Source organism: Saccharothrix sp. ALI-22-I, from assembly GCF_001984175.1.
Classification (GTDB): domain Bacteria; phylum Actinomycetota; class Actinomycetes; order Mycobacteriales; family Pseudonocardiaceae; genus Actinosynnema.
Map to the genome: position 1 here is coordinate 233,150 of NZ_MTQP01000062.1, position 21,958 is coordinate 255,107.

The following is a 21,958-nucleotide window of genomic DNA, read 5'->3' on the forward strand; positions in this document are numbered from 1 at the left end:
CAACCCAAGAGCTTCAGCCTTCAGCGCAAACCGGCGTCAACCCAAGCCTAATTGATCTTCATCATCCAGCCGTGCGGGTCCTCGACCAGCCCCTGCTGGATGCTCGTCAGGTGGTTGCGCAGCTTCATGGTCACCTCACCCGTGCGACCACCGGACACGCTGAACTCCCCGTCGGCGTGCTTCACATGCCCAACCGGCGTGATCACCGCAGCCGTGCCGCAGGCGAACACCTCGGTCAGCTCCCCCGACCCGGCCTTCTTCTCCCACTCCTCAGTGGAAATCCGCCGCTCCTCCACCGCGTACCCGAAGTCCGACGCCAGCCGCAACAGCGAGTCACGCGTGATCCCCGGCAGCAACGCGCCAGACAGCTCCGGCGTCACCACACGCGCGTCGGCACCCGAGCCCAGGACGAAGAACAGGTTCATCCCACCCATCTCCTCGACCCACCGCCGCTCCACCGCGTCCAGCCACACGACCTGGTCACAGCCCTCGTCCGCCGCCTGCGCCTGCGCCACCAGCGACGCCGCGTAGTTGCCCGCGAACTTCGCCGCCCCCGTGCCGCCAGGCGCCGCACGCACGTACTCGGTAGACAGCCACACCGTCACCGGCTTCAACCCGCCGGCAAAGTACGACCCCGCGGGCGACGCGATGAGCACGTACAGGTACTCCTTCGCCGGCCGCACCCCCAGCCCCTTCTCGGTGGCGTACAGGAACGGCCGCAGGTACAGCGACTCCTCGGGAATCGCCGGCACCCACCGCTCATCGACAGCCAGCAGTTCCCGGATCGACCCCAGGAACAGCTCGTCGGGCAGTTCGGGCATCGCCAGCCGACGCGCCGACGCGCGAAAGCGCGAGGCGTTCGCCTCGGGGCGGAAGGACGCGATCGTGCCGTCGGGCTGGCGGTACGCCTTGAGCCCTTCGAAGATCGCCTGGCCGTAGTGCAGCACCATGGCCGCCGGGTCCAACTCCAGCGAGTGGTAGGGCTCGACGACGGCGTCGTGCCAGCCCTGTTCGCTGTTCCAGCGGATCGTCACCATGTGGTCGGTGAAGTGCTGCCCGAAGCCCGGTTCGGCAAGTACCTGCGCAACGCGCTCCGGGGTCGCCGGCTGCGGGCTGGGGGTCCGGGTGAAAGGCAACGCGGTCGTCATGGCAGCACGATAGCTGCCACTGGGACATCGGAAAATCGCTGTCCCGACGCTCGGACATCCGACCATCCGGTCGGATCAACCCCGAATCGGCCCCGAATCGGCCTCAGCTCAGCCGACGGCCTGCCGTACTCCACCCAGCGCGAGCAGTCCGGTACCCACCGCGAGCCCGACACCAGTGAGAAGCAGAGCGTCCACGGGCGCGCTCATGGCCAGCAGAACCGACAGCCCCAACCCCAGGCAGGCCGTCCGCATCGGCCACGTCCGGTCCTCTTGCAACAGCACGCGCGCCGACGCGTTGGTGAAGCCGTAGTAGAACGCCGTGCCGCACGCGCCCACCGCCAACGCGGTCGACGGCGACAACGCCAGCACGCCAAGAACGGCCAGCACCGCGCTCACCACCTCCAGCGGCCAACCCGCCCGGATCGCCGGCAGGTCGCCCGTCTCGGTCATGCCGACGAGCGTGCGCCGCACCGACGCGAACACGAAGAACAGCGACGACACCGCCGCCACCGCCGCACCGAACCCGAGCACCGGCAGCAGCCAACGGCCATCGGCCACGATCAACGCATCCCGCAACGGAGCACGCGAGAGCGCCAGCCGAGCCGACCCCAACTGCCGCAGCACCGCCGCACCGACCCCAACCATCACCAGCAGCACGACACCGATCACCACCGGCACCGCAAAATGCAACACCCGCGCCGAAAACACCCGGTCACCACGTTGCGGCGCAGTGACCCGCTCAAAACCGACGAACGCCGCGAACATCAACAACGACGCGCCCATCACCCCGTCGAAGCCCGGCCCGCCCGCCACGCCCGACCCGTCCAGCCCGGCCGACCCATCCGACCCGTCCGCCCCGGCACCCACGATCGGGTTATCCGGCGGTGCGACCGAGAAACACACCAGCACCACCAGCGCCAGCACGCCGAGCACCACGGCCACCGCCGCCACACTCATCCGGACACTCCACTTGACACCCACCGCGCCAAGCACCGCCGTCACCACGATCAGCCCCACCGCCCCCACCACCCGGTGTTCGGGCACCACATACGCACCGAACATCCCGGCCAACGCGGCGGCCATGCCCGCTCTGCCGACCAGATGAGAGCTCCCGCCGATGCGCGCGGGCCAACGCCCGAGCTGGTTGCGGATGTAGGCGTAGCCACCGGGAGCGTCCGGGTAGGCGCGGTGCTGGTCGGCGGTGGAGAACGCGCAGCACAGCGCGGCCACCGCGGCCAGGACCAGCCCAAGAAGGAACCACGGGCCCGCAACAGCGGCGGCAGGGGCGAAGCCGGTGAACACACCGGCCCCCAGCGTCGCACCAAGAGCGAGCACCACGGCCCCGGCACGGGACGAGAATGTCACCTGTCCACAGTCCCAGATGTACTGAGCAACTGCGAACGTCCACCCGGTGGACACCCATTCGTGTTAATTGTTACTCCATGTTATCGAAGGTGCGGCCGCCGACTGTGTCAACGGGACCTTTAGCATTCGTCAGGATCCACCCCGATCCCGCCGCACGACCAGGAAGCGCCGGGAGGACACCGTCAAGGAGCCGCAGTGACCGCGCCGAAATTGGTCATCACCGACAGTGACCTGAGCAGCATCACCGCCGACGCCGTGGTGGTGGGCACACTCCAGGCCCCGGACGGCCTGGCCCTCGCGGGCGCGTCCGAAGCGGTGAACGCCGCGTTCGACGGCGCGCTGCTCGACGTGCTCGAAGCCGTCGGCGCCACCGGCAAGGCCGACGAGGTCGTCACCCTGCCCACGCTGGGCAAGCTGGGTGCGCCCGTCGTGCTCGCCGTCGGCCTCGGCAAGCCCGCCGACGACGGCACCGTCACCGAGGACCAGGTCCGCCGCGCGTCCGGCGCCGCCGCCCGCGCGCTGGGCGGCAAGAAGCGCGCCATCACCACGCTGTCCGCCCTGCACCTCGGCCCTGCCGTCGAGGGCACCGTGATGGGCGCGTACTCGTTCACCACCTACAAGTCCGACAAGGGCAACGGCCCGGTCGCGCGCGTCGACCTCGTCGCGCCGGCCGAGGGCAACGTCCGGGCGCACCGCGCGACGCTCAAGGCGTCCACCGCGATCGCCGAGGCCGTCACCGCGACCCGCGATTTCATCAACACCCCGCCGAACGACCTGTTCCCGGCGTCGTTCGCGGACCGCGCCGCCGCCCTGGCCAAGGCCGAAGGGCTGGAGGTCGAGGTGCTGGACGAGAAGGCGCTGCGCAAGCAGGGCTTCGGCGGCATCGTCGGCGTCGGCGTCGGCTCCAGCCGTCCGCCGCGCCTGGTCCGGATCACCTACCGGGGCCCGAAGGCGGGCAAGAAGGTGGCGCTGGTCGGCAAGGGCATCACCTTCGACACCGGCGGCATCTCCATCAAGCCCGCCGCGAACATGGACGAGATGACCTCGGACATGAGCGGCGCGGCGGCCGTGATCGCGACCGTCGTGCTGGCCTCGAAGCTGAAGTTCCCGCTGGAGGTGACCGCGTGGGCGCCGATGGCGGAGAACATGCCGTCCGGCACCGCCTACCGGCCCGGCGACGTGCTCACCATGTACGGCGGCAAGACCGTCGAGGTGCTCAACACCGACGCCGAGGGCAGGCTGATCCTGTCCGACGCGATCACCCGGGCCTGCGAGGACGCGCCCGACTACCTGATCGAGACGTCCACGCTGACCGGCGCGCAGGTCGTGTCGCTCGGCAAGCGGACCGCCGGGGTCATGGGCACGGAGGAGTTCCGCGACCGCGTCGCCTCGCTGGGGCGTGCGGTGGGCGAGCAGGCGTGGGCCATGCCGTTGCCGGACGAGCTGCGCGGTGACCTGGACTCGCGGGTGGCCGATATCGCGAACGTCGCCGGGCACCGGTTCGGCGGCATGCTCACCGCGGGCGTGTTCCTGCGCGAGTTCGTGGCCGAGGGCGTGACCTGGGCGCACATCGACATCGCCGGGCCGTCGTTCCACACCGGCGCCCCGTACGGGTACACCACCAAGGGCGGCACCGGCGTCCCGGTGCGCACCCTCGCGGCGGTGTTGGCCGACATCGCGGCCAACGGCTAGTTCCCGCCCTGATCCCACACAGTCGATCAGCCGCTAGTCGGCCAGGCTGATCGCCTTCCCCACGGTCGCCGGGTCGGCCAGGCAGCGCAGCACCAGCGCCGCCAGGTCGGCCCGGGACACCGTCATCCCGCCGCGCACGTTGGTGTCCACCCGCAAACGCTCGCGCGGTACCTGGAGGTGGAACGGGCGCTCGGCCGGCTACCTGCCGACGTCGACCCGCGATCGGCCGCGGACCTGCTGCTGGGCGCGTGCCACTACCACGCGTTCCTCGGCTTCTTCACCGACTGGAGCACCGACCCGGAAGCGCTGGTCACGACGCTGTGGGACGGGCTCGACTGAGTGCGACGGGCTCGGCTAACCCTGGTTCTTGCGGCGCGAGTACTCGCGCATCCGCTTCGGGTAGCCGACGATGCCCGCGTCGTAGATCGGGATCGCCAGCTTCTTCGCCAGCCGCTTCGCGCCGTCCGTGCCGTCGATCCGGCGCCGCGTCCACTCACCGTCGTGCGCGACGAGCACGACCGTGGTCTCGGTCACGGTCGTCTTCGGCTCGACGTAGGCCTCCACACCCCGGCGCGCGGCGGCCCACTGCTCCAGGTGGCCGGTGTCCGTGGACGAGGCCGAACGCAGCACGCCGGGGCGCTGCTTCCTGCGAAAACGGTCGAACAGGCCCACCGGGCCACCTCCTGCCGGGACATCTGGTGACCATGGTGCCGGCGCACGTGTGAAGGTGGGGCCAAATCCTCCCAACAGGACACCGCGTCGCCGGCGTTCTCACGGTAGTGACAAGATGGCAACTACACGCGCGCACCCGCGCGGAGTAAGGCATCAAGCTCTCCAGGGAGATTCCGTGACCGACACCTCCGCCGACCTTGTGATCCTCGGTGGCGGCTCGGGCGGCTACGCCTGCGCGTTCCGCGCGGCCGAGCTCGGCCTGTCCGTCATCCTGGTCGAGAAGGACAAGCTGGGGGGCACCTGCCTGCACCGCGGTTGCATCCCCACCAAGGCGCTGCTGCACGCGGCGGAGGTTGCGGACAACGCTCGCGAGGGTGACCAGTTCGGCGTGAAGTCGTCGCTGGAGGGCATCGACATCGCGGGCGTCAACTCCTACAAGGACGGCGTGGTCAGCCGGCTCTACAAGGGTCTGCAGGGTCTGGTCAAGGCCAACAAGGTAACCCTGGTGGAGGGCGCGGGCACGTTCGTCGGCCCGAACACCGTCGAGGTGGACGGTCAGCGGTACACCGGCAAGAACGTCGTCCTGGCGACCGGTTCGTACGCCCGCAGCCTGCCCGGGCTGGAGATCGGCGGCCGGATCATCACCAGCGACCAGGCGCTCAACCTGGACTTCATCCCGGAGAAGGTCGTCGTGCTCGGCGGCGGCGTCATCGGCGTCGAGTTCGCCAGCGTGTGGGCCTCCTTCGGTGCCGAGGTGACCATCGTCGAGGCGCTGCCCCGCCTGGTCCCGGCCGAGGACGAGTACGCGTCCAAGCAGCTGGAGCGCGCGTTCCGCCGGCGTGGCATCAAGTTCAAGACCGGCGTGAAGTTCACCGGCGCCACCCAGACCGAGTCGACCGTGTCGATCACGCTGGAGTCCGGCGACGTGCTGGACGCCGACCTGCTGCTGGTCGCCGTCGGCCGCGGCCCGAACACCGCCGGCCACGGCTACGAGGAGGCCGGCGTCAAGACCGAGCGCGGCTTCGTCATCACCGACGAGCGGCTGCGCACCAACCTGCCCAACGTGTACGCCGTCGGCGACATCGTGCCCGGCTTGCAACTCGCGCACCGCGGCTTCCAGCAGGGCATCTTCGTCGCCGAGCAGATCGCCGGGCAGAACCCGAAGGTCATCGACGAGGCGGGCATCCCGCGGGTCACCTACTGCAAGCCCGAGGTCGCCTCGGTCGGCCTGTCCGAGGCCGCGGCCAAGGAGAAGTACGGCTCCGTGGAGACGTTCGTCTACGACCTCGCGGGCAACGGCAAGAGCCAGATCCTCAAGACCGCCGGTGGTGTCAAGCTCGTCAAGGCGCCCGATGGCCCGGTGGTCGGTGTCACCATGGTCGGCGAGCGGGTCGGCGAGCTGATCGGAGAGGCCCAGCTCATCTACAGCTGGGAGGCTTACCCCGAGGACGTGGCTCCGCTGATCCACGCCCACCCGACCCAGACAGAAGCCCTCGGCGAGGCTTTCCTCGCCTTGGCCGGCAAGCCGCTGCACGTGCACGGCTGACCGTCGCACCCCAGTCAGCCGATCCCCGACTTACGCACGAGGAGTCAGCGAACGATGGCCTTCTCCGTCCAAATGCCCGCACTCGGCGAGAGCGTCACCGAGGGCACGGTCACCCGGTGGTTGAAGCAGGAGGGTGACCGCGTCGAGGTCGACGAGCCCTTGCTGGAGGTGTCCACCGACAAGGTCGACACCGAGATCCCCTCCCCCGCGGCGGGTGTGCTCCAGAAGATCGTCGCCCAGGAGGACGAGACCGTCGAGGTCGGCGCCGAACTGGCCGTCATCGGCGACGGCTCCGACTCCGGGTCCTCCGCCCCGGCTCCGGTCGAGGAGTCGGCGCCCGAGCCGACGCCCGAGGCCGCGCCCGCCCCTGCGGCTGCGCCCGCGCCACAGGCCGAGGCCGCTCCGGCTGAGGCTCCGGCTTCGTCCGGTGGTCCGGCCGAGGGCACCCCGGTGACCATGCCCGCGTTGGGCGAGAGCGTCACCGAGGGCACCGTGACCCGTTGGCTCAAGGCCGTCGGCGACTCGGTCGAGGTCGACGAGCCGCTGCTGGAGGTGTCCACCGACAAGGTCGACACCGAGATCCCGTCGCCGGTGGCGGGCACCCTGCTGGAGATCAGCGCGGGTGAGGACGAGACCGTCGAGGTCGGCGGTCAGCTCGCGGTGATCGGCTCGGGTTCGCCCGCGCCCGCCGCGCAGGAGGCACCCAAGCCGGCACCCGCTCCGGCCGCCGCGCCCGCTCCGGCTCCCGCCGCTGCCGCTCCGGCCCCCGCTGCCCCGGCTCCCGCTCCGGCCGCTCCGGCTCCCGCTCCCGTGCAGGAGGCTCCGAAGCCGGAAGCCCCGGCCGAGGAGTCGGCCAACGGCGCGCCGTACGTGACGCCGCTGGTGCGCAAGCTGGCGTCGGAGAACGGCATCGACCTGGCCACGTTGAAGGGCACCGGCGTCGGTGGCCGAATCCGCAAGCAGGACGTGCTGGCCGCGGTCGAGGCCGCCAAGGCCCCGAAGCCGGAGGCGCCCAAGCCCGCCGCCGCGTCCGCGCCCGCCCAGCGGGTCGCTTCCGCGCCGGTGGACAGCAGCGGCAAGCGCGGCACGGTGCAGAAGCTGCCCCGGCTGCGGTCGATCGTCGCCCAGCGCACGCGTGAGTCGTTGCAGGTCTCGGCGCAGCTGACCCAGGTGTTCGAGGTGGACGTCACCAAGATCGCCCGGCTGCGGAACAAGGCCAAGGCGGCGTTCGAGCAGCGCGAGGGCTCGAAGCTGACGTTCCTGCCGTTCTTCGCCAAGGCGGCGGTCGAGGCGCTCAAGCAGCACCCGGTGCTGAACGCGTCGATCGACGAGGAGAAGAAGGAGATCGTGTACCACGGTGCCGAGCACCTGGGTATCGCGATCGACACCGAGCGGGGCCTGCTGAACGCGGTCATCGCGAACGCGGGCGACCTGAACCTGGCCGGCCTGTCGCACAAGATCGGCGACCTGGCGGCGCGGGCGCGGGCCAACAAGCTCACGCCCGACGAGCTGACCGGCGGCACGTTCTCGCTGACCAACCTGGGCAGCAACGGCGCTCTGTTCGACACGCCGATCATCCAGCAGCCGCAGGTCGGCATCCTGGGCGTCGGCGTGGTCAAGAAGCGCCCGGTGGTGATCACGGACGAGAACGGCGACACCATCGCCATCCGCTCCATGGCCTACCTGGCCCTGACCTACGACCACCGCCTGGTCGACGGCGCCGACGCGGGCCGCTTCCTCACCACCGTCAAGAACCGCCTCGAAGAGGGCTCGTTCGAGGCCGACCTCGGCCTCTGAGTTCTCCAGTTCGTCCGCCGAAGGCCGCTCCCCGGTTCGCCGGGGGGCGGCCTTCGCCGTCTGACGCTCGGGCGGCAGTTGTCCACAGGCCGGCGCTGAACGTCCGAGGTTTGTCGGGCCCTTCTGGCATGATCAAGATCAGGGGTTCCCCCGGCGGGGGGACTTCTGCGAAAGCATGATCGTTCGCCTCGCAGGCGACTGGAGCGGCGCGATGACGACACACCACGGTTCGTTGAACTCGTTCTGCTGGATGGACCTCAAGACCCACGACGTCCCCGGCACCGCTGCCTTCTTCTCGGCAGTCCTGGGCTGGCGTTTCGCGGTGGACGAGGACGACTGGCGTCGAGCGACGAAGATCACCGCCGGCGGTTACCGGATCGGCGGTGTCAGCGACCTCGCGAACCCGGTCTACCCCCTCGGCACTCCCCCGCACATCGCCTTCTACATCGCGGTCGATGATGTCGAACGTCGTACCGAGGCGGCGGTGGCGAACGGCGCGCAGCTCATCGTCGCCCCCTTCAGCGCGGGCGATCAAGGCCGCCTGGCAACCCTGATCGATCCGGTCGGCGCGGCCTTTTCACTGTGGCAAGCGCACGAGTTCAGCGGATGGGCGTTCCCCCCGGACTTGACGTTCACGCCGCAAAGCATGGTTCTCGCCTGTGATCAGCCCGACCAAGCTCGACTCTTCTACCGCGACACGCTGGGGACCGACCTCGGTTTCGCCGAGTTCGTCCCGGCACGCGGGCCTGGCGCACCCGTCTCTCGCTGGGAACTCGTCGTCGGCGTCGACGACCCGGAAAGCGTGGCCGCCCTCGCGCGCGATCACGGCCAAGAGCCGGCCACCGGGTCCACCTACGCCGACCGCTCGTCAGTGCGTCTGAGCAGCCCGGAGAGATTGACCTTTCAGGCTCGCGCCCTCGGTCGGTGAGGAACTGCCGGCAGGAACGTCAGCCCCACGTGTGGTCCGCGCTGCCCAGTGGGTGGTGTGCGTGACACCTCGGCCGCTGTGCAACCGCACCCCTGCTGCGAGACGATCAACCCATGCGGGTTGTGATCGCGGGGTCTTCCGGGTTGATCGGCACCAGTCTGGTGGCCGCGTTGCGCGGTGCCGAGCACGAGGTCTTGCGGTTGGTGCGGCGGCGGCCGGGGGCGCCGGATGAGCGGGAGTGGGACCCGCCGGCCGGGCGGATCGACGCCGGCGCGTTGGACGGCGTGGACGCGGTGGTCAACCTGTGCGGCGCGGGTATCGGGGACAAGCGGTGGAGTGACGCGCGCAAGCAGGTGTTGCTGGACAGCCGCACGGTGCCGACCGAGGTGTTGGCCGCGGCCGTCGCCGAGCGCGGCGTCCCGGTGCTGGTCAACGCGAGTGCCATCGGCTACTACGGCGACACGGGTGACGAGATCGTCGACGAGTCGAGCCCGTCGGGCACCGGGTTCCTGGCCGGTCTCTGCCGCCAGTGGGAGGCCGCGACCGCGCCCGCCGACGAGCACGCCCGCGTCGTCCGACTGCGCACGAGCCCGGTCATCAGCCCGTCCGGTGGCATGTTCGGCAAGATAAGACCGCTGTTCTCCTTGTTCCTCGGCGGACGTCTCGGCGACGGCCGCCAGTACATGCCGTGGATCTCGCTGGACGACGCCATCGCGGCCATCCGGTTCGTGATCGAGCACGACGTCGCCGGCCCGGTGAACATCACCGCGCCCAGCCCGGTCACCAACGCCGAGTTCACCCGCACGATCGGGCACGCGGTGCGCCGGCCGACGCCGTGGGTGGCGCCCGCGTTCGCGTTGAAGGCCGTGCTCGGCGAGATGGCCGAGGAAGGTCTCCTCGGCGGTCAACGGGCGGTACCGCGGGTGCTCGAACACCGCGGCTTCCAGTTCCTGCACCCCGCCCTCGGGGCCGCCGTGGCGGCGGCCCTCGCCGGGTGATGGGCGCGATGGTCGGCGCCGTGCTGGCGCTGGCGTCCATGGTCCTCGGGCTGCGGGTGCGCGACGAGCCCCCGGTGCTGGACCAGGGGTTGCGCCTGGCCGCGGTGGACCTGGGGCCGGGTTTCGAGCACTCGGCGGCGGTGGTGAGCTTCGTGCTCAGCCCGGGGTTGGCGACGATCGCGCTGCTGTCGTTGGGTTTACGGGCGTTGCTGGCCAAGGACCTGCTGCTGGTGCGGGCCGCCGTGCTGCTCGCGGCCTGCTGGTCCACGCTGCTCGCCCGGTACGGCTACCAGCGGCTCCGGCCGATCGACTACCCGAAGTGGGCCTACCCGAGCGGGCACGTCACGGCGGTCACGTCGGTCGCGTTCACCGGCGTGGTGTTGTGCGCGTGGTTGGCGCGGCGGTACCTCAAGCACGCGATCGCGCTGGCCTGCACGGCGGTCGTGCTCACGGCGGCCAGTCGGGTCGTGCTGGAGATGCACTGGTTCACCGACACGGTCGGCGCGGTCCTGGCCGTGGTCGGGGTCGGGCTGGTCGTCGCCCGTGCCCTGCGGCTGCTACCCGTGGGCGTAATGTCGAGACGTGAGCAGTCCTGACCTCTCTTGCCGCGCCTCGACGGACCCGATCGACGTGCGTGAGCTGGGCACCATCGACTACCTGGCCGCGTGGGACCTGCAACGCGAACTCGCCGAGGCACGCGCGGACGGCGCGATCGGCGACACGATGCTGTTGCTGGAGCACCCACCCGTCTACACCTGCGGGCGGCGCACCCAACCCGAGGAGCGCCCCAAGGGTGGCGACATCCCGGTCATCGACGTGGACCGGGGCGGCAAGATCACCTGGCACGGCCCCGGCCAGCTGGTCGGCTACCCGATCGTGGCGCTGGACGAGCCGCTGGACGTGGTCCAGTACGTCCGCCGCCTGGAGCAGGCCCTGATCCACGTGTGCGATCAGCTCGGCGTGCGCACCGGTCGGGTCGAGGGCCGCAGCGGCGTGTGGCTCCCGGCCGACGACAAGGGCGGGGAGCGCAAGATCGCCGCCATCGGGATCCGGGTGCAGCGCGGCGTCACCATGCACGGGTTCGAGATCAACTGCAACGCCGACCTGGGCGCGTTCGGCGACATCATCCCGTGCGGTATCCGGGACGCCGGGGTGGCGTCGCTGTCGCACGAGCTGGACCGGGACGTGACGGTGGCGGAGGTGCTGCCGCTGGCCCGCCAGGCGGTGATCGACGCGTTGAACGGTGACCTGCCGCTGGCCGACCGCGCGCTGGTCCGGGACCGGCCGATCGCCGCCGGCGTGACGTTCGCCGTCCAGACGGGCTGACGCCGACGACCTGACGGGCGGAGGCCGGCAAACCGGCTGACAACCACGACCCCTCCCCTCTAGTATTCCGGAATTACGGACTACCAGAGGGGAGTTTCGTCGTGCTCCTGACCCGACGGCACCTGTTGCTCGCCTGCGGGGCGGCGGGCGCGGCCGCGCTGCTGCCGGTCGCGCCGGCCAGTGCCATCTCTCAGCCGGACGACTGGCCGGCGTGGTTCCGGGCCAACCCGCAGCACGTCGCCGTGGTGTTGGACGACGGCCGGGGTGGCCGGGTCTCACACCGCGCGCACGAGCGCCAGCCGTTGGCGTCGGCGGTGAAGGTCGTGCACCTGGCCGCGTACGCGAAGGCCGTGGAGACCGGTCTGGTGCGGCCGGACGAGAAGGTGCGCGTCGGTGAGTGGGAGCAGTACTACCTGGGCCTGGACGGCGGCGCGCACCAGGCGTCCCTGCGTGCTCTGGGCATCCCGTCCGCCAACGGCGTCACCGCCGACGACCCGCACCGGTTCGTCACCCTGGACGACCTGGCCGCGGTGATGATCCGGTACAGCGACAACGCCGCGACGGACTTCCTGCGCTACCGGTTGGGCGACGCGCTGATCCAGGCCACCGCGGCCCGGTGGCCGGTCCTGGAAGTCCCGGAGATCCTCGGCGAAGTGCTGAACTTCATCCTCGAGCGCCGGGTGGACGTGCAGCAGTACCTGCACGACCCGCAGTTGCAGCTTGAGGTGATCGGGAAGTTCCCGCACATCCCGAAAACCTACGAAGGCCAACGGCCCTGGGCGCGCGGCACGTGGTCGGGCACGGCGGCGGCGCTGAACCGGGCACACCGGGTGATGACCGACGTGCCGATCGCCCGCGCCCACCTCGAACACGGTCACGAACCGCCGCCGGGTGTAGTGGGCATCGGGTTCAAGGGCGGGTCGCTACCGGGCATCATCACGGTCGGCTTCGGCGTGCGCTGGGCGGACGGGCGGATCGGCAGCGCGGCGGTGTTGACCGAGGAAGTCGACGAGCAGTGGTACGGCCGGGCCGCCGAGCTGGTGGCGTTGACGCGAAAGGCCCTGCTGGAGCCCGCTGTACTGCGAGAATTCCAAGTCAGCCTCTCGTAGGATGGCAGCGGTGGACCTGGTGCAGCGACTTGCCGAGCTGGAACAGCGCGTGGCGGCGCTGGAGGGCGACGACGAGCGGGAGACGGTCGAGCTGCCCGGAACCGGGGACGCGCCCCGGACGGGGAACGTGCCCAAAACCGAGAGCACGCCCAAGACGGAGAGCAGCACCGGCGCGTTCGGCTACGGCGGTCGGGTGGCGCTGGGCGACGGCCGGTTCACGTGGCGGATCGACGTGACGCCGGAGCGCGCGCTGTCGTTGGCGGACCGGCCCCGGATCGAGGTGCTGTCCGCGTTGGCGCACCCGGTGCGGGTGGAGATCGTGCGCACCCTGCTCGAACACGGCGGCCAGCCCGCCACGGCGTTGCAGGAGGCGGCCGGGCTCGGGTCGACCGGCCAGCTGTACCACCACCTGAAGGCGTTGACGGCGTCCGGCGTGGTGGAGCAGGACAAGCGCGGGAGCTACCGGCTGCGGTCCGCGGCCACCATCCCCGTGCTCGTCCTGCTCACCGCCGCGTCGGACGTGGCCGGTCAGCTGCGCAGCTGAGGCGCGACCGAACTCGCGACCAGCTCCACGTGGTCCAGGTCGGCCAGGTCGAGCACCTGGAGGTAGACCCGGCTGATGCCGGTCTTCTCGCGCCACGTGCCGAGCTTGTCCACGACCTCGGCGGGCGTGCCGGTGAGGCCGCTCTGGCGCAGTTCGTCCACCTCGCGGCCGATGGCGGCGGCCCGGCGTGCGACCTCCGCGTCGTCACGTCCGACGCACACCACCAGCGCCACCGACCGGGAGATCTCGGCGGGGTCGCGGCCGATCGCCGTGCAGGCCGCGTCGACCCGGGCGAGCAGCTCGACGGCGGCGTCCACGTTCTGGAACGGCAGGTTGAACTCGTCGGCGAACTTCGCCGCCAGCGCGGGCGTGCGCTTGCGGCCCGTGCCGCCGACCAGGATCGGGATCTTGTGCGCGGGCTTGGGCAGCGCGGGTGAGTCGGCCAGCTCGTAGTGCTTGCCCGCGAAGGCGTACGTCTCGCCGACCGGCGTGTTCCACAGGCCGGTGACGATCTCCAACTGCTCCGCGTACCGCTCGAAACGCTCCACAGTGGACGGGAACGGCAGCCCGTACGCGGTGTGCTCGGCCTCGAACCAGCCCGCGCCCAGGCCGAACTCGACCCGGCCGCCGGACATCTGGTCCACCTGCGCCACGCCGATCGCCAGCGGGCCGGGGTGGCGGAACGTCGCGGCGGTCATCAGCGTGCCGAGCCGGATGGTCTCGGTGTCGCGGGCCAGGCCGGCGAGGGTGATCCAGGCGTCGGTCGGTCCGGGCAGACCGTCGCCGTCGCCCATCTTGAGGTAGTGGTCGGAACGGAAGAACGCGCCGTAGCCCGCGGCCTCGGCCGTGCGCGCCACCGTCAGCAGCTCGTCGTAAGAGGCCCCTTGCTGGGGCTCGGTGAAGATCCGGAGTTCCACCGCCGTCACGCTAGTCGCCCCGGCGACGGCGCCGCGATCCCGCGTCTCGAACGCCACTACCGGCGACGGGCGCGCGACCGCTTCTCCTCCGGTGGCACGGTGTTCGGTGCGTCCGGGCGGACCCGGAGCCCTTCGACCACCCGGACAATCGTCCGTTCCACCTCGGCGCTGGCCTTGCGCGGATCGGACGCGCCCGCGATCGTGCTCGCGCCCGCCGACAGCGCGCCGAACAGCAGCCTGCTCATCGTCTCCACCGGCAACTGCTCCAGCACGCCCGAGGTGACCAGGACCTCGATGGTGCCGCGCAGCAGGCCGTAGCTGAACTGCTCCTCGGCCTCGCGCCAGCGTTCCCAGCCCATCACCACCGGCGCCTCGTGGATCACGATCCGCTGGTAGGCGGGCTCCAGGCAGACCCGGACGTACGCGCGCAGGCCCGCGATGGCCGTGTCCCACGGGTCGCCGGGCGCGCTGACGATCTCGCCGAGCTTGCGCATGAACGTGTTCTCGACCGAGTCGAAGGCGGCCTCGAACAGCGCCTGCTTGCCGCTGAAGTGGTGGTAGAGCGCGCCCTTGGTGAGCCGCGCCCGCTTGGCCACCTCGTCCAGCGAGGTGCCCGCGTACCCCCGTTTGGTGAACAGCTCGACGGCACTGTCCACGAGGGCCTGCCTCGTCGACTCCGAGTACTCCAACCGCCTGGATCGCACTGTCACCACGTTCACAACCGTACGACATACCGAGAGTACGTACCCGTGGTATGTTCACGGCATCGGCCATACCGACGGTATGCGAAAGACTTGAGGTATGACGTCGATCACCCCGTGAGGAGGCGTGATCATGAGTTGGACCGACTTCTACCGACGGCGTGACGCTCTGGACGCCGTGCTCCGCGCCGCGGCCGGGAACCCGGCGGCACCCTTGACGTTCGACCGCGAGCTGTTCGCCACCGAGGACGAACTGCTCCTGGCCCTGCACTACCGCTGGATGCAGCAGCTCACCGGGCGGCTCGGCACGGCGCTGGGGGACAGCGCCGACGACCGCGTGGAGACCGTCACGCGCACGTGGCGCGAGCTGGCCGCCGAGCAGCCGGTGCTGCGCGCCGTGCTCGACGCGCACCTGACCTCGACCGAGGCCGTCGAGCGCGAGCAGAGCCTGCTGGCGCTCACCGCGGGCCTGGCGGAACTGTCCGAGCCGGGCGCGGAGATCGCCCGCGTCGGCGCGGCGTTCGCGAGCCTGATCCGCAGCGGGCCCGCTGCCGCCGTCGTCCCCGGCCGGCACCGCAGGCTCGCCAAGAGCGCCTGATCACCTGTAGGTATTAGGTCATGCCGAAGTGGACTCCCAGGAAATGGGATACCGCGGACATCCGCGACCAGACCGGGCGGACCGTGCTGGTGACCGGGGCCAACTCGGGCCTCGGCCTGCGCACCGCGGAAGTGCTGGCGGGCAAGGGCGCGCACGTCCTGCTCGCCTGTCGGTCCGCCGAACGCGGGCGGCGCGCGCTGGAGCGCGTCCTCGCGACCGGAGGCAAGGCCGAGCTGGTGCCGCTGGACCTGGCCGACCTGTCCTCCGTCCGCGAGGCGGCTTCCCTGGTGCGGGAACGCACCGGTGACGCGCTGGACGTGCTGGTCAACAACGCCGGCGTGATGGCGGTGCCGCTGGGGCGCACCGCCGACGGCTTCGAGCGCCAGTTCGGCACCAACCACCTCGGCCACGCCGCGCTGACGTGGCTGCTGATGCCCGCGTTGCGCACCCGTCCGGGCGCGCGTGTGGTCACCGTCGCCAGCCTGGCCCACCAGGCGGGCCGCGTCGATCTGGCCGACCCGAACTACGAGGTGCGCCGGTACTCGGCGTGGGGCGCCTACGGGCAGTCGAAACTGGCGAACCTGCTGTTCGCGCGGGAGCTGGGCCGGCGCACCCGGACCGCGGACGTGGACGTGACGTCCGTCGCTGCCCACCCCGGCCTCACCTCCACCGAGCTGAGCGCCACCATGGCCCGTGCCCAGGGCAACCCACTGCTCGGGCTGGGCGCCAGGGTCACCGACTTCTTCTCGCAGTCCGTCGAGACGGGGGCGTTGCCGCAGCTCTACGCGGCGACGTCGCCCGACGCGCGGGCGGGCGCCTACTACGGGCCGGACGGCTTCCGCGAGATGCGCGGCCACCCCGCCCCCGCGGCGTCCACCACGGCGGCCCGGGACGACCTCGCGGCCAGCCGGTTGTGGGACTTGACGGCCAAACTCACGGGCGTCGAACCGGACCCCTCGTGACGTAGGGTTGAAGTCGTGACCGTCGTACCTGAAGGTCGGAAGCTGCTGCGGCTGGAAGTTCGCAACAGCCAAACGCCCATCGAGAAGAAGCCCTCGTGGATCAAGACCAAGGCGAAGATGGGCCCCGAGTACCGGGAGCTCAAGGGCCTGGTCAAACGCGAGGGCTTGCACACGGTGTGCGAAGAAGCCGGTTGTCCCAACATCTACGAGTGCTGGGAAGACCGGGAGGCCACCTTCCTGATCGGTGGCGAGCAGTGCACGCGTCGGTGCGACTTCTGCCAGATCGACACCGGCAAGCCCGCCGACCTCGACCGCGATGAACCGCGGCGGGTGGCGGAATCCGTGCAGGCCATGGGTCTGCGGTACTCGACCGTGACCGGTGTGGCGCGCGACGACCTGGAGGACGGCGGCGCGTGGCTGTACGCCGAGACCGTCCGGCTGATCCACGCGATGAACCCCGGCACCGGCGTCGAGCTGCTGATCCCGGACTTCAACGCGGTGCCCTCGCAGTTGGCGGAGGTGTTCTCGTCGCGGCCCGAGGTGTTGGCGCACAACCTGGAGACCGTGCCGCGCATCTTCAAGCGCATCCGCCCGGCGTTCCGCTACGACCGGTCGCTGGAGGTCATCACCGCGGCCCGCGAGGCCGGTCTGGTGACCAAGTCCAACCTGATCCTGGGCATGGGCGAGACGCCGGACGAGGTCACCGAGGCGTTGCGGGACCTGCACGACGCGGGCTGCGAGATCATCACCATCACGCAGTACCTGCGGCCCTCGCCGCGGCACCACCCGGTGGAGCGGTGGGTGAAGCCGGAGGAGTTCGTGACGCACAAGGAGTCCGCCGAGGCCATCGGGTTCTCCGGGGTCATGGCCGGTCCCCTGGTCCGCTCGTCCTACCGCGCCGGGCGGCTGTACGCGCAGGCCGTGCAGAAGCGCGGCGACGTGCTGCCGGAGAACCTGCACCACCTGCTCGAAGCCGGCGGCGCGGCGCAGGAGATCACCTCACTGCTGTCCTCCCGCTGAGGGCGGCCCGGCTGCCGGTGTCGGGTCGCTGACCACCACGCCGTCCAACGCCCGGACGTAGTCCGCTCCGAAGGCGCTGGACGGCGTGTGCGCGCCAGGCGTGACGTCGTCGAGGCGTTGGACGGCCTTGACCACCGAGTCCGCCGTGAGGTCGTAGGCGTTCGGGCCGGTGAGCGCCGCCCGGAACCGGTTGCCCTGCCCGTCCCAGGCCTCGCCGAACACCTCGCAGCGGGTCCGGGCCCTGGTGGCGTCGTTCGGGCCGCCGATGCGCTGCGCCACCGCCTTGCCGAGCCGCCGGACCAGGCCGGTGCGCAGCAGTGGCGCGGCGAGCGGCTGGAGCGTGCCCAGCACGCCGGGGAACGTGGTGAACGTGGTGATGTTCGGGATGCCGGTGGACCGGTAGGCCGTGCTCACGTCGCCCCACGGGATGGCGCCGACGTCACGGGGCCGGTCGCGGAAGTGCGCGGTGCGGCGGCGGTGCCCGAGCCGCACACTGCGGATCTCGCCGTCGACGCGCGCCCGTCCCCCGCCACCCGACCCCTCCACGGCAGTCTGTGCAGTACCCGCGCTGGCACCGCCCTGGACGAGGAACGCCAGGTCGAGGTGCGTGGCCGTGGGCAGCGCCGCGTGCAGCATGGCCGCGATGCAGTCGGTGGGGACGACGTCGAACCCGGCGCCCGGCAGCAGCACCACGCCGGCGTCCTCGGCTTCGCGGTCCCGTCGGCTCACCGCTTCGAAGACGTCGATCTCGCCGGTGATGTCGACGTAGTGGGTCTTCGCCTTGAGGCAGGCGTCGACCATCGGTCCCGAGGTGGCCGAGAACGGGCCGGCGCAGTGGGCGACCGCGTCGATGTCCCGCAGTGCGTCCACGGCGTCCTCAAGGCCGAAGACCCGGTGTTCCAGCCCCAGGCGTTCGGCCAGCGGACGCACCTTCTCGGCGGACCGCCCGGCCAGCACCGGCCGCAGCCCGCGCTCGACCGCGAGCTCGGCGACCAGCGTGCCGGTGAACCCGTTGGCTCCGTAGACCATCCACGTCATGCGGTAGAAGCTACTCGTAGGTAGCTACGCCGACGACCTCCGCCTGACCACGATGCTCCCGGCCACGAGCAGAACACCCAACACGGCGACAGGAGCGGCCCACGCCAACCGCTCCATGCGCAGCCGACCGCAGATCTCGACGAACGCAAGGCCCTCGGCCTCGACCACCACGTCGTCGTACCCCATCCCCACACTGTTGCCGCAGGCGACCGCGAAGCCCGATGGCGAGTCGGTGGACAGGGGCAACAACATGATCAGCAACCCGGCCAGGAAGAACGCAACACCGACCACCGCGGTGACGGCCCTGGGCGACATGTGTGGAAGTTACGTCCTCGGACCGCTCTCGCATAGGGGGGATGCCACATAGGGGGACGTGGTCAGCAACCCCTAATGACCCATCCGGCCCACCTCAGGGGCAAGCGGACGCCCCCGTGCGCCGAACGGTCCAGTCACCCCTCAAACCGGCCAGTCAAGCAATTCATCGACACCGATAACCGGGCCGACACGGTGCCGGATCTACTATTCCACCTCGGGGCGATCACCGGTTGAATATGCCCCTCACCCGACCGAGTGACATCAGGTTGTGCACTCTCACCCGATTCGACCAGCCGTGCACCTCAGCGTGGGCGGACATGCCACCCGGCCGTATCACCGCACTTCAACGGCCACGGATGGCGGTTCCGCCACTGGACCAACCCCGTGCCACTCACCGACCGAACCACGCCGCGTGACCCACTTCACTCTTTGGTGTGCCATTATTTCAACCAACTGAGACGGACTTTTCCGAATAGTTTTCAGCTATGCGCATCGAAGGAGCTCCGGGCCGACGTGAAAACCATTGACCACATCACCGAACAAAGCGACAAGACCACGCTGACCGAAGACGACCTGCTGGTGCCCGTGCTGGAACGCAGGTTGGCGGTGGCACTGGGCGGCAACACCCGGTTCGGCCCACTGGGCCTGCGCTGGCCCGACGCCGCCGTGAGCCGGGCCGGCGAAACGGTGTCGTTCCGCACCAACAACGTGGGCGGCTACGGCCCGCTACCCCTGGACCCGGCGCTGGACGTCACCGTGATCACCACCCGGTTCGCCCGCGTGCCCGAGTTCGCGCGTACCGACGAGCTGAAGCAGGCCCGACTGATCCCGTGCGCCGACAAGGCCCGCGAGCAGTTGCTCACCAATCCCATCCCCATGGACCGCTGGATCACCTTCGAGACCACCCTCGACGGCCGTGTCTACCGCCTCTGTGAGGGCCGCTGGCACGAGATCGACCAAGAACGCGAGCGAGCCGTCTGACCGGGCCACGCCCGGCTACGACCAGGGTTCCCCCGCCCGCCTCGGCAGCTGGTCGATCTCCTCGGACACCGGGACTATTCCGAAGCTCCGTTCAACAACCGGAGGAGAAGCGCGTCTCGCAAGGACGCGGTCGTGGTGCTGATCCGCTCGTGGACCACGACCTTGTCGTCGAGAGCCGCGAGCACATCGCCCAGTTGTGCTTGGAGGTCGGCCGGCGGAACCACCACGGGCAACGAGCCGAGCATCCTGGTGCTGAGGGTGGGGATCACCCCACCACGCGCGTTCCCCACGATCCAGTCCTGCACCGCGGGATGGCCGAGGTAGTACACGACGTAGGCCGGGTACACCTCCGACCGCATCCGCACCCTCAGGCAACCCGGACCGAACAGCCACCCTTCCTGTTCCGCCTCCACCAGCCCTTGACGACCGAGTCGGCCCGTCCGGAGGCAGACGATGTCGCCGCGGCGCAGCGCGTAGCGCGACAGCTGACGAGCGGAGTCCGGGGCCACGCCCGACGCCGGACGATCCGGAATCCTGTTGTGGCGCAGATCTTTCGGCATCACGACCGGCACGTCGGCGGACCCGTCGTCGACCAGCGCCGCATGTATCGCCGAGGGCCCGGTGGTTATCTCGGCGAGTTCGCCCAACGGGCGTTGCACCCAACCCTCGGGAACCGGACCGATCAGCGAATCCACAGCTTCAACCCGTCCAGTTGCTCTCTCGCCACGGCGTCCACCTCGGCGGCCTGCCACTCCAGGTGAATCAGTTCGTCACGCAGTTCGCGAATTGACTTGTCCGACGTCGCCGGAGCGGTGGACCGGGCGCCGACGTACCTCGCCGGGACCAACACGTAGTCCTGGTCGCGGATGCGCTGCCGAAGGACGGACGCGGAGAACCCCGGCACGTCCTCGTGGTCCTTCCCGGCCCGCCAGTTGCCGACGGTGCCCGAGATGAGCGACCACTCCTCGGCCGACAAGGACCGTTGGGTCCGGCTCGTCATACGCCCGAGCCCGCTCGCGTCGACCAGGAGGATCTCGTCCGCTCGTGCCCTGGACCGTCTGCTGAGTACCCAGATGGTGACCGGGATGGCAGTCGACGTGAACAGGTGCGAGGGAAGGGAGACGATCGCCTCGACCACTCCGTCGTCGACCATCCTCGCCCTGATCCGCTGTTCCGCACCCGATGCGAACAGGGTGCTGCCCGGCATGACGACACCCGCACTGCCTCTTTCGTTGAGGGTCGACACCGCGAGCTGGAGCCAGGCGAAGTTGGTCTTGTTCGGTGGAAGCGGCCCGTAGGGACCGGAGAAGCCCACGGTTCCCGGCACGCTCTTCATGTCGAACGGCGGGTTCGTCAGCACGATGTCGTGGCGTCCGCTGGGGATGTGCTCGCCGAACCGCACCCTCTGGTCGGCCTTCGCGTCCACCTCGGCTCGGACGCCCCGCATCAGGAGGTTCATCGAGGCGAGTGCCGCGGTTCGCGGTGCGAGAGCCGAACCGGTGAACGAGCAGGCACTCGCGTCAGCGCCATGCAATGAGACGTGTTGGGCCACCCCTGCCAGGAGCTCGCCAGAGCCGCAACAGGGATCGGACGCCGTGGCTCCCACACCGGGATCGAGGACCGTCGCGAGCAGTCGGACAACCTCCGGAGGCGTGTGGACCGTGCCGTCTCCCCTGCCGATGACGGCGAGCAGCCGGTCCACCAGTGACTCGAACACCCCGGCGCCGCGATCGACGCCCTTGACCCGGTGGACGAGCCGGACCAGGTTCACCAGTCGATCGTTGTGCCGGTGGTCCTCAGTGATCGAGTGCACGGATTTGTAGAGCTCACCCAGCCCCCGGTGCTTCAGGGTCGCGCCGCGAAGCAGGTGGGGAAGGTCCTCGTCTTCGGCCGCGAGGATGTCGCTCCACGTGCTCTCGTCCACGAACGCCAAGTACAGCAATGTGAAGACGATTTCGGCGAACGACTCGACGTCCAGCGTCCCGCGCAGGCGCAGGAGTTCTCCCCACACGTCGACGTCGGCGAGGTCGTCGATGCGCCCTTCGATCTTCAACGCCACGCGGAACCGCTCGCCGTAAGTCGCCCCCGGCAGTTCCCGAGGTCGGAGGTCCTTCTTCGGGATCTTTCGATCATCAAGCCACTTCGCGACCTCCCCGACCTCGAACACCTCGCCGCCGCCGACCCTCACAGCACGCGGGAAGGACGGATGCCGACGACGCCAGTTGCTCACCGCCTGGAGCGAAACGGAGATGTGACGAGCGATCTCGGAGATGGTGGTGCGCGCATCCGACATGACGCTGC

Annotated in this window: 23 protein-coding genes; 14 read left to right on the forward strand and 9 right to left on the reverse strand. The window is 70.2% G+C overall.

Going from position 1 to position 21,958, the window contains the following annotated elements; genetic code table 11:
- Positions 1 to 47 precede the first annotated feature (47 nt).
- Together ALI22I_RS22845 and ALI22I_RS22850 are read right to left on the reverse strand one after the other, a co-directional pair.
- Positions 48 to 1,148 carry a branched-chain amino acid aminotransferase gene (locus ALI22I_RS22845; protein ID WP_077007568.1) on the reverse strand — a complete coding sequence of 367 codons (1,101 nt, stop codon included), beginning with the start codon at positions 1,146 to 1,148 and terminating at the stop codon, positions 48 to 50.
- Positions 1,149 to 1,256: 108 nt separating this feature from the next.
- Complete coding sequence (locus tag ALI22I_RS22850; RefSeq protein ID WP_179118313.1) at positions 1,257 to 2,513, reverse strand: APC family permease; 1,257 nt, start codon at positions 2,511 to 2,513, stop codon at positions 1,257 to 1,259.
- A 195-nt stretch (positions 2,514 to 2,708) separates the two neighbouring features.
- Between ALI22I_RS22850 and ALI22I_RS22855 the strand changes: the two genes are divergently transcribed.
- Both ALI22I_RS22855 and ALI22I_RS51075 read left to right on the forward strand, forming a co-directional pair.
- Positions 2,709 to 4,205, forward strand: a complete 1,497-nt coding sequence (locus ALI22I_RS22855) for a leucyl aminopeptidase (RefSeq protein ID WP_077007569.1) — start codon at positions 2,709 to 2,711, stop codon at positions 4,203 to 4,205.
- A 177-nt stretch (positions 4,206 to 4,382) separates the two neighbouring features.
- On the forward strand, positions 4,383 to 4,544 hold the full coding sequence (locus tag ALI22I_RS51075; RefSeq protein ID WP_179118314.1) for a hypothetical protein: 162 nt from the start codon (positions 4,383 to 4,385) through the stop codon (positions 4,542 to 4,544).
- A gap of 15 nt (positions 4,545 to 4,559) precedes the next feature.
- Here the strand turns inward: ALI22I_RS51075 and ALI22I_RS22860 are convergent, their stop codons facing one another.
- The gene (locus tag ALI22I_RS22860; RefSeq protein WP_077007570.1) at positions 4,560 to 4,877 is read right to left on the reverse strand and encodes an oxidoreductase; all 318 of its coding nucleotides are present in this window, start codon (positions 4,875 to 4,877) and stop codon (positions 4,560 to 4,562) included.
- Between the two features lie 175 nt (positions 4,878 to 5,052).
- Here ALI22I_RS22860 and lpdA point away from each other — a divergent pair, with 175 nt between their 5' ends.
- The 8 genes from lpdA to ALI22I_RS22900 all read left to right on the forward strand — a co-directional run bounded on the left by lpdA (position 5,053) and on the right by ALI22I_RS22900 (position 13,125).
- Entirely contained in the window at positions 5,053 to 6,423 is a 1,371-nt protein-coding gene (gene lpdA / locus ALI22I_RS22865) for a dihydrolipoyl dehydrogenase (protein ID WP_077007571.1), read from the forward strand.
- Between the two features lie 54 nt (positions 6,424 to 6,477).
- Complete coding sequence (gene sucB, locus ALI22I_RS22870) at positions 6,478 to 8,220, forward strand: 2-oxoglutarate dehydrogenase, E2 component, dihydrolipoamide succinyltransferase (RefSeq protein ID WP_077007572.1); 1,743 nt, start codon at positions 6,478 to 6,480, stop codon at positions 8,218 to 8,220.
- Between the two features lie 175 nt (positions 8,221 to 8,395).
- Positions 8,396 to 9,148 carry a VOC family protein gene (locus tag ALI22I_RS22875; RefSeq protein ID WP_202971049.1) on the forward strand — a complete coding sequence of 251 codons (753 nt, stop codon included), beginning with the start codon at positions 8,396 to 8,398 and terminating at the stop codon, positions 9,146 to 9,148.
- A gap of 113 nt (positions 9,149 to 9,261) precedes the next feature.
- Positions 9,262 to 10,146 carry a TIGR01777 family oxidoreductase gene (locus ALI22I_RS22880; protein ID WP_077007574.1) on the forward strand — a complete coding sequence of 295 codons (885 nt, stop codon included), beginning with the start codon at positions 9,262 to 9,264 and terminating at the stop codon, positions 10,144 to 10,146.
- Positions 10,146 to 10,742, forward strand: coding sequence for a phosphatase PAP2 family protein (locus ALI22I_RS22885; RefSeq protein ID WP_077007575.1), 597 nt, complete (start codon positions 10,146 to 10,148; stop codon positions 10,740 to 10,742). Before ALI22I_RS22880 ends, ALI22I_RS22885 begins: the two co-directional genes overlap by 1 nt.
- Entirely contained in the window at positions 10,729 to 11,472 is a 744-nt protein-coding gene (gene lipB, locus ALI22I_RS22890; protein WP_077007576.1) for a lipoyl(octanoyl) transferase LipB, read from the forward strand. Before ALI22I_RS22885 ends, lipB begins: the two co-directional genes overlap by 14 nt.
- 101 nt (positions 11,473 to 11,573) lie before the next feature.
- Complete coding sequence (locus ALI22I_RS22895) at positions 11,574 to 12,581, forward strand: serine hydrolase (RefSeq protein ID WP_077007577.1); 1,008 nt, start codon at positions 11,574 to 11,576, stop codon at positions 12,579 to 12,581.
- Position 12,582: 1 nt separating this feature from the next.
- Positions 12,583 to 13,125 (forward strand): ArsR/SmtB family transcription factor, encoded by a 543-nt coding sequence (locus ALI22I_RS22900; protein WP_077007578.1) that lies wholly within the window; start codon positions 12,583 to 12,585, stop codon positions 13,123 to 13,125.
- Here ALI22I_RS22900 and ALI22I_RS22905 read toward each other — a convergent pair.
- Together ALI22I_RS22905 and ALI22I_RS22910 are read right to left on the reverse strand one after the other, a co-directional pair.
- Complete coding sequence (locus ALI22I_RS22905; protein WP_077007684.1) at positions 13,110 to 14,042, reverse strand: LLM class F420-dependent oxidoreductase; 933 nt, start codon at positions 14,040 to 14,042, stop codon at positions 13,110 to 13,112. The two genes, ALI22I_RS22900 and ALI22I_RS22905, sit on opposite strands and share 16 nt — an antisense overlap.
- A 56-nt stretch (positions 14,043 to 14,098) precedes the next feature.
- The gene (locus ALI22I_RS22910; RefSeq protein ID WP_077007685.1) at positions 14,099 to 14,746 is read right to left on the reverse strand and encodes a TetR/AcrR family transcriptional regulator; all 648 of its coding nucleotides are present in this window, start codon (positions 14,744 to 14,746) and stop codon (positions 14,099 to 14,101) included.
- A 130-nt stretch (positions 14,747 to 14,876) separates the two neighbouring features.
- On the opposite strand from ALI22I_RS22910, the gene ALI22I_RS22915 reads away from it, so the two are divergent.
- The 3 genes from ALI22I_RS22915 to lipA are packed head-to-tail and all read left to right on the forward strand — an operon-like array spanning position 14,877 to position 17,323.
- Positions 14,877 to 15,341, forward strand: a complete 465-nt coding sequence (locus ALI22I_RS22915) for a hypothetical protein (RefSeq protein ID WP_077007686.1) — start codon at positions 14,877 to 14,879, stop codon at positions 15,339 to 15,341.
- A gap of 20 nt (positions 15,342 to 15,361) precedes the next feature.
- Positions 15,362 to 16,303, forward strand: coding sequence for an oxidoreductase (locus ALI22I_RS22920; protein WP_077007579.1), 942 nt, complete (start codon positions 15,362 to 15,364; stop codon positions 16,301 to 16,303).
- 15 nt (positions 16,304 to 16,318) lie between these two features.
- Positions 16,319 to 17,323, forward strand: a complete 1,005-nt coding sequence (gene lipA / locus ALI22I_RS22925) for a lipoyl synthase (protein WP_077007580.1) — start codon at positions 16,319 to 16,321, stop codon at positions 17,321 to 17,323.
- On the opposite strand, the gene ALI22I_RS22930 is transcribed toward lipA, so the two are convergent.
- Together ALI22I_RS22930 and ALI22I_RS22935 are read right to left on the reverse strand one after the other, a co-directional pair.
- The gene (locus ALI22I_RS22930; protein ID WP_077007581.1) at positions 17,303 to 18,361 is read right to left on the reverse strand and encodes a saccharopine dehydrogenase family protein; all 1,059 of its coding nucleotides are present in this window, start codon (positions 18,359 to 18,361) and stop codon (positions 17,303 to 17,305) included. The genes lipA and ALI22I_RS22930 overlap by 21 nt on opposite strands.
- A 24-nt stretch (positions 18,362 to 18,385) precedes the next feature.
- Positions 18,386 to 18,676 carry a hypothetical protein gene (locus ALI22I_RS22935; RefSeq protein WP_077007582.1) on the reverse strand — a complete coding sequence of 97 codons (291 nt, stop codon included), beginning with the start codon at positions 18,674 to 18,676 and terminating at the stop codon, positions 18,386 to 18,388.
- Between the two features lie 432 nt (positions 18,677 to 19,108).
- Between ALI22I_RS22935 and ALI22I_RS51080 the strand changes: the two genes are divergently transcribed.
- Positions 19,109 to 19,657 (forward strand): TIGR04141 family sporadically distributed protein, encoded by a 549-nt coding sequence (locus ALI22I_RS51080; protein WP_077007583.1) that lies wholly within the window; start codon positions 19,109 to 19,111, stop codon positions 19,655 to 19,657.
- Positions 19,658 to 19,731: 74 nt separating this feature from the next.
- On the opposite strand, the gene ALI22I_RS22945 is transcribed toward ALI22I_RS51080, so the two are convergent.
- The gene (locus tag ALI22I_RS22945; protein WP_077007584.1) at positions 19,732 to 20,352 is read right to left on the reverse strand and encodes a restriction endonuclease subunit S; all 621 of its coding nucleotides are present in this window, start codon (positions 20,350 to 20,352) and stop codon (positions 19,732 to 19,734) included.
- On the reverse strand, positions 20,340 to 21,950 hold the full coding sequence (locus tag ALI22I_RS22950; protein ID WP_083751937.1) for an N-6 DNA methylase: 1,611 nt from the start codon (positions 21,948 to 21,950) through the stop codon (positions 20,340 to 20,342). Before ALI22I_RS22950 ends, ALI22I_RS22945 begins: the two co-directional genes overlap by 13 nt.
- Between the last annotated feature and the right edge of the window lie 8 nt (positions 21,951 to 21,958).